This window comes from Cronobacter sp. HA18003 (assembly GCF_011605905.1).
GTDB lineage: Bacteria > Pseudomonadota > Gammaproteobacteria > Enterobacterales > Enterobacteriaceae > Cronobacter > Cronobacter sakazakii.
Window position 1 is genome coordinate 105,146 of the sequence record NZ_JAANQO010000028.1, and the last position, 14,184, is coordinate 119,329.

The 14,184-nt window shown below is 57.9% G+C and carries 10 protein-coding genes; 5 read left to right on the forward strand and 5 right to left on the reverse strand.

Features of this window, described 5'->3' with window-relative positions:
- Positions 1–43 precede the first annotated feature (43 nt).
- The 3 genes from G6041_RS20715 to G6041_RS20725 are packed head-to-tail and all read right to left on the reverse strand — an operon-like array spanning position 44 to position 2,846.
- Positions 44–802 carry an ABC transporter ATP-binding protein gene (locus tag G6041_RS20715; protein ID WP_011998998.1) on the reverse strand — a complete coding sequence of 253 codons (759 nt, stop codon included), beginning with the start codon at positions 800–802 and terminating at the stop codon, positions 44–46.
- A complete protein-coding gene (locus G6041_RS20720; RefSeq protein WP_011998999.1) occupies positions 799–1,839 on the reverse strand; it encodes a FecCD family ABC transporter permease in 1,041 nt (346 codons plus the stop codon). Before G6041_RS20720 ends, G6041_RS20715 begins: the two co-directional genes overlap by 4 nt.
- Positions 1,839–2,846: an ABC transporter substrate-binding protein gene (locus G6041_RS20725; protein WP_041460777.1), complete on the reverse strand. Its 1,008-nt coding sequence runs from the start codon at positions 2,844–2,846 to the stop codon at positions 1,839–1,841. The genes G6041_RS20720 and G6041_RS20725 overlap by 1 nt, the downstream gene beginning before the upstream one ends.
- A 239-nt stretch (positions 2,847–3,085) precedes the next feature.
- Between G6041_RS20725 and G6041_RS20730 the strand changes: the two genes are divergently transcribed.
- The 5 genes from G6041_RS20730 to G6041_RS20750 all read left to right on the forward strand — a co-directional run bounded on the left by G6041_RS20730 (position 3,086) and on the right by G6041_RS20750 (position 12,876).
- Complete coding sequence (locus tag G6041_RS20730) at positions 3,086–4,321, forward strand: MDR family MFS transporter (protein ID WP_011999001.1); 1,236 nt, start codon at positions 3,086–3,088, stop codon at positions 4,319–4,321.
- Between the two features lie 1,297 nt (positions 4,322–5,618).
- Positions 5,619–6,593, forward strand: a complete 975-nt coding sequence (locus G6041_RS20735) for a tyrosine-type recombinase/integrase (protein ID WP_041460791.1) — start codon at positions 5,619–5,621, stop codon at positions 6,591–6,593.
- Positions 6,594–6,687: 94 nt separating this feature from the next.
- Positions 6,688–7,911, forward strand: a complete 1,224-nt coding sequence (locus G6041_RS20740; protein ID WP_011999003.1) for a DUF6361 family protein — start codon at positions 6,688–6,690, stop codon at positions 7,909–7,911.
- Positions 7,905–9,722, forward strand: coding sequence for a phospholipase D family protein (locus G6041_RS20745; RefSeq protein WP_166491614.1), 1,818 nt, complete (start codon positions 7,905–7,907; stop codon positions 9,720–9,722). Before G6041_RS20740 ends, G6041_RS20745 begins: the two co-directional genes overlap by 7 nt.
- On the forward strand, positions 9,715–12,876 hold the full coding sequence (locus G6041_RS20750) for a helicase-related protein (protein ID WP_011999005.1): 3,162 nt from the start codon (positions 9,715–9,717) through the stop codon (positions 12,874–12,876). Before G6041_RS20745 ends, G6041_RS20750 begins: the two co-directional genes overlap by 8 nt.
- Positions 12,877–12,882: 6 nt before the next feature.
- On the opposite strand, the gene G6041_RS20755 is transcribed toward G6041_RS20750, so the two are convergent.
- Both G6041_RS20755 and G6041_RS20760 read right to left on the reverse strand, forming a co-directional pair.
- A complete protein-coding gene (locus G6041_RS20755; protein WP_011999006.1) occupies positions 12,883–13,557 on the reverse strand; it encodes an SDR family oxidoreductase in 675 nt (224 codons plus the stop codon).
- 46 nt (positions 13,558–13,603) lie between these two features.
- Complete coding sequence (locus G6041_RS20760) at positions 13,604–14,173, reverse strand: histidine phosphatase family protein (protein WP_007896792.1); 570 nt, start codon at positions 14,171–14,173, stop codon at positions 13,604–13,606.
- Positions 14,174–14,184: the final 11 nt, after the last annotated feature.

A 14,184-nucleotide genomic window follows, 5' to 3' on the forward strand; every position in this document is an offset into this window, starting at 1 on the left:
AAACGGCCCCTTTACGGGGCCGTTTTTACATTACCGTTTCTGATTACACAAAGTGGATGTGCTTCTTGCCATGATGGGGTGAAACCTCAATGCGCGCCTCCACCTTGAATACCTCGCGCAGCATCGCCTCCGTCAGCACCTCATCCGGCGTGCCGCTCGCCACCACCTGCCCGCCCTGCATCACAATCAGCGCATCGCAAAACATCGCGGCGTGGTTGAGATCGTGCAGCGCCACAATGCTCGTCACCGGCAGCTCGCTGATGAGGCGCATCAGGTGCATCTGATGATGAATATCGAGATGGTTGGTCGGTTCATCCAGCAAAATCTCGCCGGGCGACTGCGCCAGCGCGCGGGCGATATGCACGCGCTGCCGCTCGCCGCCGGAAAGATGCTGCCACCCGTCGTCACGACGGTCGAACATATCCACGCGCTCCAGCGCCTGACGCACGATCTCGTCATCCTGGTGCGTCCAGGACGAGAGCGGCGAATGGTGCGGAATGCGCCCAAGCTTCACCACGTCGCGCACGCGAATGTTGGCATCGGTCATCGCGTGTTGTTCAACGAACGCCACGCGCTGCGCCAGCTTTTTCCTGGACAACCGCGCGATGTCGCCATCGTCCAGCAGCACCCGGCCCGCATCCGGGCGACGAAGCCCGGCGAGAATGCGCAGCAGCGATGATTTCCCGGAGCCGTTCGGCCCGAGCAGGCCAAGCGTTTGTCCGGTTGGCACGCTCAGCGACACGTTATTCACGATACGCTTTTTACCCGCCGACCAGCTGAGGTTTTCCGCGCGGATGCTCATGAGAATCTCCTTGAGCGATACAGGATCACCGCAAAGAACGGTACGCCAACCAGCGCAGTCACCACCCCCACCGGCAGGCTCTGCGGCGCTATCAGCGTGCGCGAGGCGATATCCGCCAGCACCATCAGGATGGCGCCCATCATCGCGCAGGCGATCAGTAACCGGCGATGCAGCGGCCCGAAGAAATAGCGCATCACGTGCGGCACCACCAGTCCGACAAAACCAATCGAGCCCGCCATACTGACGATAGCCGCCGTCATCAGCGCCGTTACCGCAAAGAGGATCAGGCGCACGTAACCGACTGGAATGCCGAGTGAGGCCGCCGCGTCATCGCCAAAGGTAAAGGCGTCCAGCGCTTTGGCGTGCCACAGGCAGACCGCCAGCCCAATGACGACCACCGCCAGCACCAGCTGAAATTCCGGCCAGCGCACGCCGCTGAAGCTGCCGAGCAGCCAGAACATCACGTCGCGCGCCTGCTGGGCGCTGGCGGCGGTACTGATGGTATAGGCGGTGATGGCGTTGAAAAGCTGAGAAGCGGCGACCCCTGCGAGGATCGTACGCTCATTGCCGCCGCGCGCGCCGTTGGTCAGCAGTGCGACGAACGCGAACGCGGCGAACGCCCCGGTAAACGCGCCCACAGAGAGCGACACCGCCCCGCTGCCGATGCCGAGTACGACGATCGACACCGCGCCGGTCGACGCCCCGGCGGAGACGCCGAGCACGTAAGGTTCCGCCAGCGCGTTTTTCAGCAGGCTTTGCAGCACCGCGCCGCAAATGGCGAGGCCCGCGCCGCTGCACGCGGCCACCAGCGCCCGGCTGAGACGAAAATCCCAGATAACCGTTTCATGGATGCGGTTAAGCGGAACGGCGGTCAGCCCGAGTTTGTTAGTCACCGCTGCAAATGTGGTTTGCAGCGGAATGGAGAGTTCGCCGATGCCCACGCTCAGCGCGATCACCAACGCGAGCACGACGACAGAGAGCGCCAGCAATATGAACGACGGCAGACGCCGGGTGACGGTTAAAGAGACCTCCGCCATCAGTTCAGCCCGAGCTTCTCAAGCTGCGCCGCCACCTGCTCCGCGCCGTAGAGCGTGCGGATGGTCGGATTCATCGCCTGGCCATCCATCACCACGATATGCCCCTTTTTCACGGCGTCGAGCTGGCTGACCGCCGGATCGGTTTTCAGGAACTGGATTTTGGCGTCGGCGTTATCCAGCGCCCAGCGGTTGCGGTCAAGGCTTGAAACGACGATCACATCCGGGTTGGTGGCGATGATGCTCTCCCAGCTGAGCGTCGGCCACTCGCTTTCTGACGTGACGGCATTGTGGCCGCCGAGCAGATGCGCGATGTAACCCGAAGCGCCGTTTTTGCCGCCGACGTAGGCGTCAGAGGAAGGCGACGCGCTGGAGAACCAGAAGAGATACGACAGGTTTTTATGATTTTTGCCGAATTTTTCTTTCAGGGCCGCTTCGCGCGCTTTGAAATCTTTGGTGAGCGCCTCACCGCGCGCTTCGACGTTGAAAATCTTCGCCAGATCGTCGATTTCTTTATAGAGGTACGTCATATCCCACAGCTGGCTGCGGCTGCCGTAGATATCGCCGGTGTTTTTCTTCGTAACGCAGACACCAGGTGAGAGATAGCTGTTGATACCCACCGCCGCGAAATCTTCACGCTTCGCCACTTTACTGTCCGGGCCTAACAGCAGCGGGATCTGCGCGGCGACAAAATCGGGGTTCTGCGCGAGGATTGACTCAAGCGTCGGGATTTCAACCGTCAGCAGTTTGACCTTTTCATTTTGCTTCGCGAGCTGCGGCAACACTTTTGTCGGCCAGAAGGCGCTGGCGGCCATTTTGTCTTCAAGGCCCAGCAGCAGCATGATTTCGGCGGTGTTCTGCCCGAGCGCCACCATGCGCTCCGGCGCTTTTGTAAAGGTGACTTTCATGCCGCAGTTATCAAGGGTCAGCGGGTATTGTGTGGCAAGAACAGGTTCCGAAGCGGCGCAGAGCAGGCAGAGCGCCAGCGCGTGTTTTACTAAAGCATTCATCAACATCAACCTTAACGTGTTTTATCGCCGCGTGCCGCACGGGAATGGTTACGGGCCGGACAAATTAGAATTTGTATTATGCAAATGAAAATCATTCTTAAGAGGAGGTCTTATACCGGGGCGCCTGCGGGAAGTCAATATCGTCTCGTTGACGGTTTTCGGCAGGCGAAAGTTGCCAGAGACGGCGCAAATATGTTTTAAGAGAGCCCTCACTTTTTCTGAACAGTTATGCGGTTTTCATGTCCACTCATGCACCCCATGCCGCAAGGCATACTTCTCCTTATCTGCTCTCCGCCAGCCAGCTGGTATTTAACATCGGTTTTTACGCGGTGGTGCCGTTCCTGGCGATTTATCTGCGCGATGACATGCTGCTCTCCGGTGGGCTTATCGGCACTATCATCGGGCTGCGCACGTTTTCACAACAGGGCATGTTTCTGCTGGGCGGCGCGCTTTCCGACCGCTACGGCGCGCGCGCCATTATCCTGTGCGGCTGTGTGGTGCGAATTACGGGCTATCTGCTGCTGGCGCTGGGCGGCTCGCTGTGGGCGGTGGTACTCGGCGCGTGTCTGACGGGCGTTGGCGGCGCGCTGTTTTCGCCGTCGATTGAATCGCTGCTGGCGCAGGCCGGCACGCGCAGCGAAGCGGAAGGCAAGCGCAGCCGCGCCGAGTGGTTCGCGCTCTTTGCCGTCTGTGGCGAACTGGGCGCGGTGCTCGGCCCGGTCCTTGGCTCGCTGATGGCCGGGTTTGGTTTTAAAACGATGGCGCTCGCGGGTGCGGGCGTATTTATTGTCGCGCTGGTGGCGCTGTTTATACTGCTGCCGCGCACGCCGCATCGCGACGGCCCGCTGCAGATTGTTCCCTGGTGGCAGACCTTTCATCAGCCGCGCTTTGTCGCGTTTATCCTCGCCTACAGCGCGTATCTTTACAGCTATAACCAGCTCTATCTGGCGCTGCCGGTGGAGCTGCGCCGCTCCGGCAGCAGCGATGCCGCGCTCGGGCCGCTCTTTATTCTCGCCTCGCTGTTGATTATCACGTTGCAACTGCCGCTCGCGCGGATCTCGCGCCGTTTCGGGGCGGCGCGTATGTTACCGCTCGGTTTCGGGCTGCTGGCGGCCTCGTTTGTCAGCGTGGCGCTGTTTGCCCCGCTCCCGCCTTTCGCGGGCTGGCTGCGGCTGTTGCCTGCAGCATGTATGGTGACGCTCCTGACGCTGGGTCAGATGATTATCGTTCCGGTGGGGATGGATCTGGTTCCGCGTTTCGCCGCGGGCCGTAATCTCGGCGCGCACTACGGCGCGCTGGCCTCGATGGGCGGCGTGGCGGTGCTGGCCGGTAATTTTCTGCTGGGCGACGCGCTGGATAACGCGCTGACGCCCGGCCCGCAGGCGGCGGTGCCGTGGCTGCTGCTGGCGGTCTTTCCGTTGTGCAGCGCGCTGGCGATGGCCGTGCTGTGTCGCTTCTACGCACCGAAGGGCTAAGGGGCAGTCGGGAGAAGGAATATTACCCGATGAGTGACATTGTCACGTTTTAAACGGTTCCGTGGGCTGTTCACCCGCTATGGCGGCGGGGAAACCACACAACGGCTGGCTTCTTTGAATGCTATGTGTGCACTACGGTTACGCGTTAGCGGAACAGGTCAAACGGTAACTTATCTTTAACAAAATTAATCTATCGCTGCACACGCCAGTGTGCAGCGTCGGCTGCCTGAAGAGAACGTTCAGGTGCAAATTATCAGGCCAGTTATCATCCACAAGGCGCGCCGGGATCCCAGGACGTGACCGTTGGGAGTGACGGATCGCAGCGCATAAACACACACCATGCCAGGCGTTGATGCCTGCCGTCTCCCTTTACTTTTTATGAATGGTTAAAAACAGCAGAATAATATTAGAAACGCTTAAGAATTTTCTTGGTTTCTGAAACCGGTCTCATCATAAAATCCTCACATGTCTTTATTTTTGTGTTTTTTCATCAGGCTTACCTTTAGTGATACTTTCCTGACAATATCTCCATACTTTTTTAAATAAGATGGCAGGATATAACCTTTTCAATAAGTTCTAAAACTGTGTTTTAAATAAAAGGAATAATGGGTGAGGTAATAAAAGCCGTACGCTATTTCACCACGGTGATTAAAGAAGATACAGATAAGTGGGTGAAAAAAGGAGATTTAATGAGAGATCGGAAGCGTCATCGGCCCTGATAACGCTTCCGGGAGAGTGTTTAACGGCGCTTGCCGCCGCGTGAAGGCAGCGTACGCGATTTCACCAGAACAGTATGCTTATAAAAAGCATAGCCGATGATGACAACCAAAAAGACGATCAATGCTATGGTCATTTTGACGATAACCTTCCTGATGGTGCGACTATTTTAATAATGACGGTATATCATACATGAATCTATATTACAGATGCATCTTTATTATTTTCAGGGCTGTTTAGTCTGCGTTTAATAATATTCTGTGGCGCAATCCATTATCAATAGCACGTTAAACCGGCGCAGGTTTTATCCCGAGGTTATTTGTTATGCACGTCCATGTTGGTGAAAAAAACGCCCGCTGATTTACGCTACCATAACCCCTGTATTCGGTTGTCATAGCAAAAACGGATGATCCGCTGTTTCCGCCCTTTCTGTTCTCCTCCACATACCACCTCTGCAGATTGCTACTTATTAAAATGTACCTTTGAAAAAGTAGCTTTACCGAAAAGCACGCTTAAGGGGATAATCCTGCTACTTTTTACGAGGCGCAACATCGCGGCTGCGTGCGTTTACGAGGGGATGATGACGGAACTGCCTGACGACAATCTGCTGCCTGGCGCTTTTTCAGGTCTCGATCCCCATGCGCTGTCAGTGGGTGACGAGGCGCTGCCCCTCAACCCGGCGATGGCATATCTTTTAAGCCTGCCTTCCGCCGCGAGCCGCCAGACCATGCGATCCTTCCTGCATATCGTCGCAGGCATGCTCGGTGCTCGCGCGTTGCAGCACTGCCCCTGGGGCAGCCTGCGCCGCCATCATGTGCAAGGACTGCTGGAGATGCTTTCGGCTTCCGGGCGCGCACCTGCCACCATCAATACCTATCTGTCTGCCCTGAAAGGCACCGCCCGCGAGGCGTGGATGATGAAGCTGATGGACACCGACAGCTATCAGCAAATCCTTGCCGTGCGGGCGGTACGCGGCAGTCGTCTCACCCGCGGGCGTGCATTAACTCCGGAAGAAGTGCGCGCGCTGTTTTCGCTCTGCGAGCAGGACAAAAGCTGTAAAGGCCCGCGCGACGCGGCGATGCTGGCGGTAATGCTGGGCTGCGGACTGCGCCGTTCGGAAGTGGTCGGGCTGGATTATGCGAGCATTCTTGAGCAGGACCAGGCGCTGCGCGTGCTCGGCAAAGGAAACAAAGAGCGGCTGGCATTTATGCCGGACACCGTCTGGCAGCGGCTCCGGCACTGGACTGACAGCGTACGCGGCGAATACCCCGGCCCGCTCTTCACCCGCATCCGCGCGGGTGACGATGTCACGTCTGAGCGCCTGACCCCACAGGCGGTGTATCATATTCTGAACGAACGCCGTATGCAGTGCGGCATTGATAACTGCGCACCGCACGATCTTCGCCGCACGTTCGCTTCCATGATGCTCGATAACGGCGAAGATCTGATAACGGTACGCGACGCAATGGGCCATGCCAGCGTCACGACAACACAAAAATATGACCGCCGTGGCGATGCCCGCCTGCGCCGCGCGGCAGGCAAAATTAAGCTTTAAAAAAGCGGTTAACGGCCCATTGCGTGGCCCGGCAAAATGTTACGCTCACCATCATCGTTCAACACTTTCTCAACTTCCAAAACCAGGGACAGGTATGGTTTCAACACTGACATGGATTGACCACGACAGCCGCGCGCGTGAACGCACACTTCGCATCCTCGCACAGTTTCAGGAAAAAGAGAGCCGGGATGAACTCGGCATCGGCACGGTGCGTGATAGCCTCGCGGACTTACTTTTTCCCGGTACCAGCACCATCCAGACACGGCTGCGTTACATGCTCTTCGTTCCCTGGATTTACCGGGCGCTGGAAGACAAAAAAGTGACTGCCGCGCAGTTTGCCGGCGCGGCGGATAAGCACGAAAGAGAACTGGTCAGACGGCTCCAGACGGCCGATGACCATCACGGGATGTTCGGTAAAAATGCCGGTGGAGATATTAAACGTCTGCCCAGCTCCGTTTACTGGGCTGGTCTTGGTGCCTGGCACATTCGGCTTACACCTTTTTCTCAGGGCCAGTATCACCAGCGGATCGATGAGACCTATCGCCAGAAGCGCCGCATTGCACGCCAGCAGCGTCACGCCCGCGATCGCGCGGATGATCCCGATACCGAACCCGACAACGTGCATAACTGGCATCCGCGATTACCGGCGACGCCTGCTGACTTTCCTGAAAAGGTGACGTTCCTGCTCACTCGCGATGAGGCTGAGTTCATCCGCGACCGTCTCCAGGCGGCATGTCCGCATAGCCTGCTGGCCTTTCTGGCCTTACAGGACGATAAGCCGACAGGCGCGTATCCCTGGGAGTATGCCAATAGCGGTCGCTTTTCCGCGACACATCAGACGATCCTTCACCATGCACGCCTTTTCTCGGAAGTCATGCATGGCGCGGCGCTCTCCTATAACTACCAGCTTGCCGAAAAGATCGAGCGTGAGGGGCTGCGTGAACTGCATGAAGAGAATTTCCAGGAATGGCGCAATGCTCTGCCGCTTGCGGAGATTGCACGCTGGAACATAAACGAGTTGTGGGCGCTTACTCACCGGGAAGGCCATCAGATAGCTCCGCAGACACGCCATTTTATCGAATCCTGGGTGCGGTATCTTCGCACGACGCCAGACGCGCTTCTGAAGGGCGATGCCAGCGCGCTGATTCAGTATCGTGAACAAAAATTAAAAGGACCGCGCTCGCGGTTCACTAACAAGCGCGCGCAGGAGCAATGGCGCGGTCACTCGGGTACGAGACGGATCAATTATCGCTGGAATACCGTTAAAACGTTGCTCGCTGATTTGCACCAGGGGCTGTGTCAGGAGGCGGTATGCTGAGCCCGGATGCAAGAAGCCTCTATACCGCCGCGCTGACGCCACCGCCGGGTATGCGTTTTGATGAAGCGCTGGCCACGACATTTTCACTGGATCCTACCTGTCTGCTCGAAGCGCCGGTGCATCTTGCACTGATGTCCATGGAAAACCAGGCGGAACAGGACGGCCTTGCCATGCTTGAATCCCTGCGACGTTATGCCGGACGCATGACGGTCTATGTTCAGCGCGGACGCATTCAGTTGCCTGCCATAGTGCGACCCAATCCGTTATTTAGTCTGCTTGAGCCGATGATTGTCGAAGTGAGCGCGCCCAACGTCGGTGTGTTTCACCCCAAAATCTGGGTGTTGCGTTTTGTCGCTCCCGGTCAGGACACGGTGATGTACCGCCTGTTGGTGCTGACCCGCAATATAACGACCGATCGCTCGTGGGATCTTTCGCTGCAGCTTGAAGGCGTCATGGGGCGCAAAAAAAGGCCGGTGAATAAGCCGCTGGCTTATCTGCTGCGCCTGCTGCCGGGTCTCGCGAGCAGAGGCATTGCAGATGAGAAAACGATGCAGGCGCAGCGAATTGCTGATGAGCTTTATCGCGTTGAATGGGAGTTACCGGCAGGTTTTCAGGAGATGGCGTTTTATCTGCCGGGTATTAAGGCATTTAACTGGATCCCGCCTGCCTCACTGCGCATGGCTGTCATTTCACCGTTTTGTTCCGATGAGGCGCTGAACGCGCTGGTACAAACGACACAGCGTGCCGAGGCGTTGATTTCCCGACCGGAGGCGCTGGCAGCGTTAAAACCCGCCACGCGGGAGGCGTTCACGCAGTGCTCTCATTTAGACGATGCTGCGGAAACCGACGATGGTGAAGACACAGACGCTGTCGATATGGCGGCATCGCTCGCGACGGGCCTGCACGCCAAAGCGTATCTTTTTGAAACCCAATATTATTCTTTATATACGCACCTCGTAATGGGCTCTGCCAACGCGACTAATGCCGCGCTAAAAGCTGCCAGAAATATTGAGCTGCTGGTCGAGCTAAAGGGTCGTCAGCGCGATATCGGCGGCATCGATACGTTGCTTGACAAAGAGGGGATGGGCGAATACCTGGTGGATTTTCAGGCAGATGAGTTACCGCCGGTGGATGCAAGCGCCCAGGCTGCCGCGCAGGCGCTGGAACACGCCAGAGCACAACTGGCCGCGTTGCCGCTGTCGCTTACCTGCGATCCGGTGGACGATGAGCAATGGCGGCTCACGCTGGAGGGCGTTTTGCCGAAGTTTAAAGGTGTTGCGACGCTCAAGGCGTGGCCGGTCACGCTCATTGGCGAACATGCGGTTTTATTGCCGACAGAAGGCGCTGACGGCCCTTTCCCCCTCGGGCAGTTTTCGCTGCGGGCTGTCACCGGGCTGACGGCGTTTGAGCTCACTACCCGCGAGCCCGCATTGTGCGTCCGGTTTGTGCTTAATCTGCCCGTGACGGGCATGCCTTCAGAGCGCAACGCGGCTATTCTGCAAAGCGTTATCAGCAACCCTGACGGCTTTCTGCGTTATCTGCTGTTATTGCTGGATCAGGATGACCCCGCACTGCCGCTACAGGAAAAGTACAGAGTCGCTGCCGGGTGGCTGGCCCGTCTTGCCGATGGCGAGGATTTTCCTCTGCTGGAAATGCTGACACGCGCCGCCAGCCGCACGCCAGAACGTTTAAAAGAAATCGCGTCGCTTATCGGTGAGCTGCGCCAGGGAAACCGGAACGCGGTGATCCCGGAGGATTTTCTGGCGCTCTGGACGGTATTTGAAGCCGCCATGGAGGACGCGAATGTCTGATAATCGATTTTCTGCGCAGGCAGCGCTGGCCACGCTGAAAGATTTTCAGCGTGATACGGTCGATTATGTGTTTGAGCGGCTGTTTGGCGAAAACAACACCACACGGTTTCTTGTCGCCGATGAAGTCGGGCTTGGCAAAACATTGATTGCACGGGGCGTTATCGCCAGAACGCTGGAACATCTGCAGGATAAAAAAGATCGCGTCGATATCATCTATATCTGCTCCAGCGCGGCGATTGCTGGTCAGAATCAAAAAAGGCTCAATCTCAGCGGCTCTGAAGGGTTCTCGCTCTCTACCCGGCTGACCTATCTGCCACGGCAGGTCAGCGAGCTGCGCAATAATAAAGTTAACTTTATCAGCCTGACGTCAGGCACAACCTTCGACCATACCGTAAGTCGTGAAGGCCATGCGGGAGAGCGCGCCATTTTGTACCGGATTTTGTACGACCTCCCGCTGGGCCAGGGCGAGCGACGCACCCGGCTGCGTACAGGGCTGTTAAATCTTCTACAGGCGCGAATGGGAAAAGCGAGCTGGCGCGCCACCGCGCAGGGGCTGCGGGCTGATGAACTGGATAATGACCTCTGCAGGATGTTCCGACGCGAAGTGCTCGACGATAAACCGCTTTACGCGCAGCTTAAGCAGGGTTGCGAGCAGTTTATACGTTACCGTGACAGCAGCCGGATCCCGCCAGACGATACGCAGTTACGGCTTCGGCTTATCATGGCGCTGCGTCAGAAACTGGCTTTCGTTTGTCTGAAGGCCCTGAAGTCCGACCTGGTGATCCTCGATGAGTTTCAGCGGTTTAAGCATCTACTGGACGCTGAAGACGATACCGCGCGGCTCGCCACGGCCCTGTTTGAACAGAAGGAGGCGCGTGTTCTGCTGCTTTCCGCCACGCCTTATAAAATGTTCACGCTGGATAACGAAACCGGGGAAGACGATCATTACCCGGATTTTATCCGCACACTGTCATTTCTGATGCGCGATCCGGCGCAGGTCAACCACGTCAGCGCGCTGCTTTCCGCTCACCGGGCCGCACTGCATGCCGGTATGCCTGAAGGTGAAAAAGCACGTCTTCAGGATGCGCTTTTGCGTGTGATGTGCCGCACCGAAAGGATTTCTGATACCCGCGACCGTAACGCCATGCTCGTTGAAGTTCCCCGCATAGCGCCGCTGCAGGCCACGGATATCCGGCATATTCGTGCCGTTGATGCGGTTGCGGCCTGTGTGGACGCAGGCGATCTGGTGGAGTACTGGAAATCGACGCCCCATTTGCTCAACTTTCTGAAGCGCTATGCGCTGCGTAATAAACTTGATGCGGCTATCGATGCGCCGTCACCTGCGCTCTCTGCGGCGCTGAGAGCGGCCCGCGATGAGTGGCTGACGCCCGGTCAGCTGGATGATTACCAGCCGCTTGAACCCGGCAACGCGCGGATGCGGCTTCTTTTTGAAGACACCATCGATAACGGGCTCTGGCAACTGTTATGGATGCCGCCATCGCTCCCGTATTACACACCAGGCGGCGTCTGGCAGGGGAAAACCCATCTGACCAAGACGCTTATCTTCTCCTGCTGGAATGCGGTGCCGGATGCTATCGCCACGCTCTGCTCTTATGAGGCAGAGCGCCGGATGGTCAGCGGCGCGTCGGTTACGCATCGCGAGCTTTATCAGAAAATCAAACCGCTGTTGCGGTTTGCGAAAGCCAGCGCGGACGACCGTCTGACCGGTATGCCAGTCATGGCATGGCTGATGCCCTCACCGGTCCTGGCGACGGCGATTGATCCACTCACGATGGCCTGTGCCGGGGATAACGGCCCGCTCCCGCTGGAAACCGTGCTGGAAGCCGCCCGTGACATCTGCGAGACGCTTGTCGCCGCTTTACCCTCCAGCCCGGCGGAGGGCAAAGCCGATCCGCGCTGGTACTGGGCTGCGCCGGTGCTGCTCGATGCGCAGGGCGGGCTACTGGCGTGGTGTAAAGACCCACAAGGCTGGCGGGCGCTGGTGACGCCTGATGCGGATGACGACTCCCACTTCACCGCGCATCTGGAACAGCTGACAGACGCCGCCGAGGGACGCCTTACGCTCGGGCCGAAGCCAGACGATCTGGCGGACGTGCTCGCACTGTTCGCGCTTGGCGGGCCTGGTACCTGCGCATTGCGTGCGTTACAGAGGGTAGATCCGCAGACGGCGGGCGACAGCATGACCCTTCTCACCGGTGCGGCGACCATCGCCTCGGGGTTCAGAACCCTGTTCAACATGCCGGAGACCATTGCGATGCTGCGTGGCGCAAGTGAGGAGACCTACTGGCGTTTAACGCTGAAATATGGCGTTGAGGGCAATCTGCAATCCATGCTGGATGAATATGTCCATACGCTACGGGAATCGCCCGGCGTGCAGGGATCTGGCGTCGCGGCACAGGTGGCCACTCTGTCCGCGCATATCCAGTCTGTTCTATCGTTGCGTGTCTCCCGGCTGCATCTGGACGCGCTGGAGGCTAACGATGCGGGCTTTGAGCGTGTAGAGTTTTCGACCCGCTGCCGCTTTGCGCTGCGGTTTGGTGATATCCGGGATGACAATAACGACGCGCTGGTACGGGCAGAAAGCGTTCGCGATGCTTTCAATTCGCCGTTTCGCCCGTTTGTGCTGGCCTCCACGTCCATTGGCCAGGAAGGGCTCGATTTTCATACGTGGTGCCATGCGGTGATGCACTGGAATCTTCCCGCAAATCCTGTCGATTTAGAGCAGCGCGAGGGCCGGGTGCATCGTTACAAAGGGCATGCGGTGCGGAAAAATATCGCGCATGCTTATGGCATTGCGAGCCTTAAGGGCCACAACGCGGGCGACCCGTGGCAAACCCTTTTTGCGCGGGCAGCGCAGGACAGAGCGCCTGGGCAGTCCGAACTTATCCCTTACTGGATCTTTGAGAACGGCCCGGCGCGCGTGGAGCGCCGTATTCCCGTGCTGCCTTACAGCCGGGAAACCGGCAAGCTCAAACGACTGAAGCAGGGGCTCGCGTTGTATCGCCTGGCGTTCGGACAGCCGAGACAGGAGGACTTACTCTCAAGTCTCAGCCATAACGCCCCGATCTCTGAAGATGCCCTTGCCGGAGGGCTGATATCACTTAAGCCGCCCGGCCGGTCCGGTAAAGCGTAACGCCGGTTACGGTGCAATCTCCTGCCCGCGATAATCGATAAACCGGCACTGCAGATTATCCAGCGCGGCGTTGATGACGTTTTTCAGTCCAGCCGCGCTCTCGTCTACCGTCACCGGCGCACGTTCGCCGCCCATATCGGTCTGGACCCAGCCGGGATGCAGCAACAGCACGCTGCGTTTACCCGGCAGCGCCGATGTCACCGCGAATGAGCGCGCCAGCGAATTCAGCGCGCTCTTACTGGCGCGGTAGAGCGCCATGTCGCCGGTATCGTTATTTGTAAAGCTTGCGGTACTGGAGGACATAAACGCGATGACACCGCCTTCACGGACCTGCGAGAGCATCGTCTCCGCGAGTCGCACCGGTGCGATAGCGTTGGTCAGAAAGAGTGAGGCGATCTCCTGTTCGGTGGCCTGCGATACGCTCTGATGATCGGGGCCAAAAATACCGGCGTTGACGATGAGCGCGTCAAAGGTCACAGCGCTGAGGTGTTCTTTGAGGTGGACTACGCTTGCCGTGTCGGTCATATCGACGATTTGCGTGGTGATACGCGGATGGGTGTCTTTGTGCGTTGCGTCACGCACCGTCGCTATCACGTCGGCGCCCTCCTGCGCGAAAGCATTCGCCAGACCACGGCCAATCCCGCGCGATGCGCCGATAATCAGGATATGTTGTACAGTCATGATTTTTTAACCTGCAATAATAATGAACCCATACTGATGGGCTTAATCACTCCGCAAGGCGGTAGACCCCTGCTCCCCAGTAGCCTTTTTCCGGTTTACGGATTTCACGCCAGCCCTGACGAACAAGGCTGCGGGCAATCAAACGATTCATGATGCCATGCCCCATCAAAAGCACCGGACTTTGCGCGTTACCGGCAAGCGCAGCGAGATTTTGCGCAGCCATTGCCGCGCGTGCTTTTGCGGCATGCAGCGTTTCAGCATTGCCCGATAACCCGCACAGCCATAACATGCGGAAAATGCCACTCCAGGCCAGCGGCGACAAACGCAGCCTGCCAATACTGTGCACCGGCAGTTCTGCCTCCCGGTATAGCGCATCGGTTTGCACTGGATCACACCCCATTGTTTTTAGAGAAGAGAGGGCACGAGGTAAATCGCTGCTGATAACAATGCCCGCTCTGGCTGCTAACGCGCGGCTTGCCTCAGGCGGTAAGTCATTCCCCGTACCGGCCTCGTTATAACGGCTTATCCAGCCTGGCATATCGCGGGAGCCGATCGCGCCTGAATGCGCTATATCAGGGCTGCCGTGACGCATCAGAATAATTTCCATATCTTCCATTCCACGGGTGG

What these genes read in the sequence shown, in the direction of transcription:
- G6041_RS20750 (WP_011999005.1), top strand. Translation starts at nt 9,715, where the DNA reads ATGTCTGATAATCGATTTTCTGCGCAGGCAGCGCTGGCCACGCTGAAA.
- G6041_RS20720 (WP_011998999.1), bottom strand. Translation starts at nt 1,839, where the DNA reads ATGGCGGAGGTCTCTTTAACCGTCACCCGGCGTCTGCCGTCGTTCATA.
- G6041_RS20725 (WP_041460777.1), bottom strand. Translation starts at nt 2,846, where the DNA reads ATGAATGCTTTAGTAAAACACGCGCTGGCGCTCTGCCTGCTCTGCGCC.
- G6041_RS20745 (WP_166491614.1), top strand. Translation starts at nt 7,905, where the DNA reads ATGCTGAGCCCGGATGCAAGAAGCCTCTATACCGCCGCGCTGACGCCA.
- G6041_RS20760 (WP_007896792.1), bottom strand. Translation starts at nt 14,173, where the DNA reads ATGGAAGATATGGAAATTATTCTGATGCGTCACGGCAGCCCTGATATA.
- G6041_RS20740 (WP_011999003.1), top strand. Translation starts at nt 6,688, where the DNA reads ATGGTTTCAACACTGACATGGATTGACCACGACAGCCGCGCGCGTGAA.
- G6041_RS20715 (WP_011998998.1), bottom strand. Translation starts at nt 802, where the DNA reads ATGAGCATCCGCGCGGAAAACCTCAGCTGGTCGGCGGGTAAAAAGCGT.
- G6041_RS20755 (WP_011999006.1), bottom strand. Translation starts at nt 13,557, where the DNA reads ATGACTGTACAACATATCCTGATTATCGGCGCATCGCGCGGGATTGGC.
- G6041_RS20735 (WP_041460791.1), top strand. Translation starts at nt 5,619, where the DNA reads ATGACGGAACTGCCTGACGACAATCTGCTGCCTGGCGCTTTTTCAGGT.
- G6041_RS20730 (WP_011999001.1), top strand. Translation starts at nt 3,086, where the DNA reads ATGTCCACTCATGCACCCCATGCCGCAAGGCATACTTCTCCTTATCTG.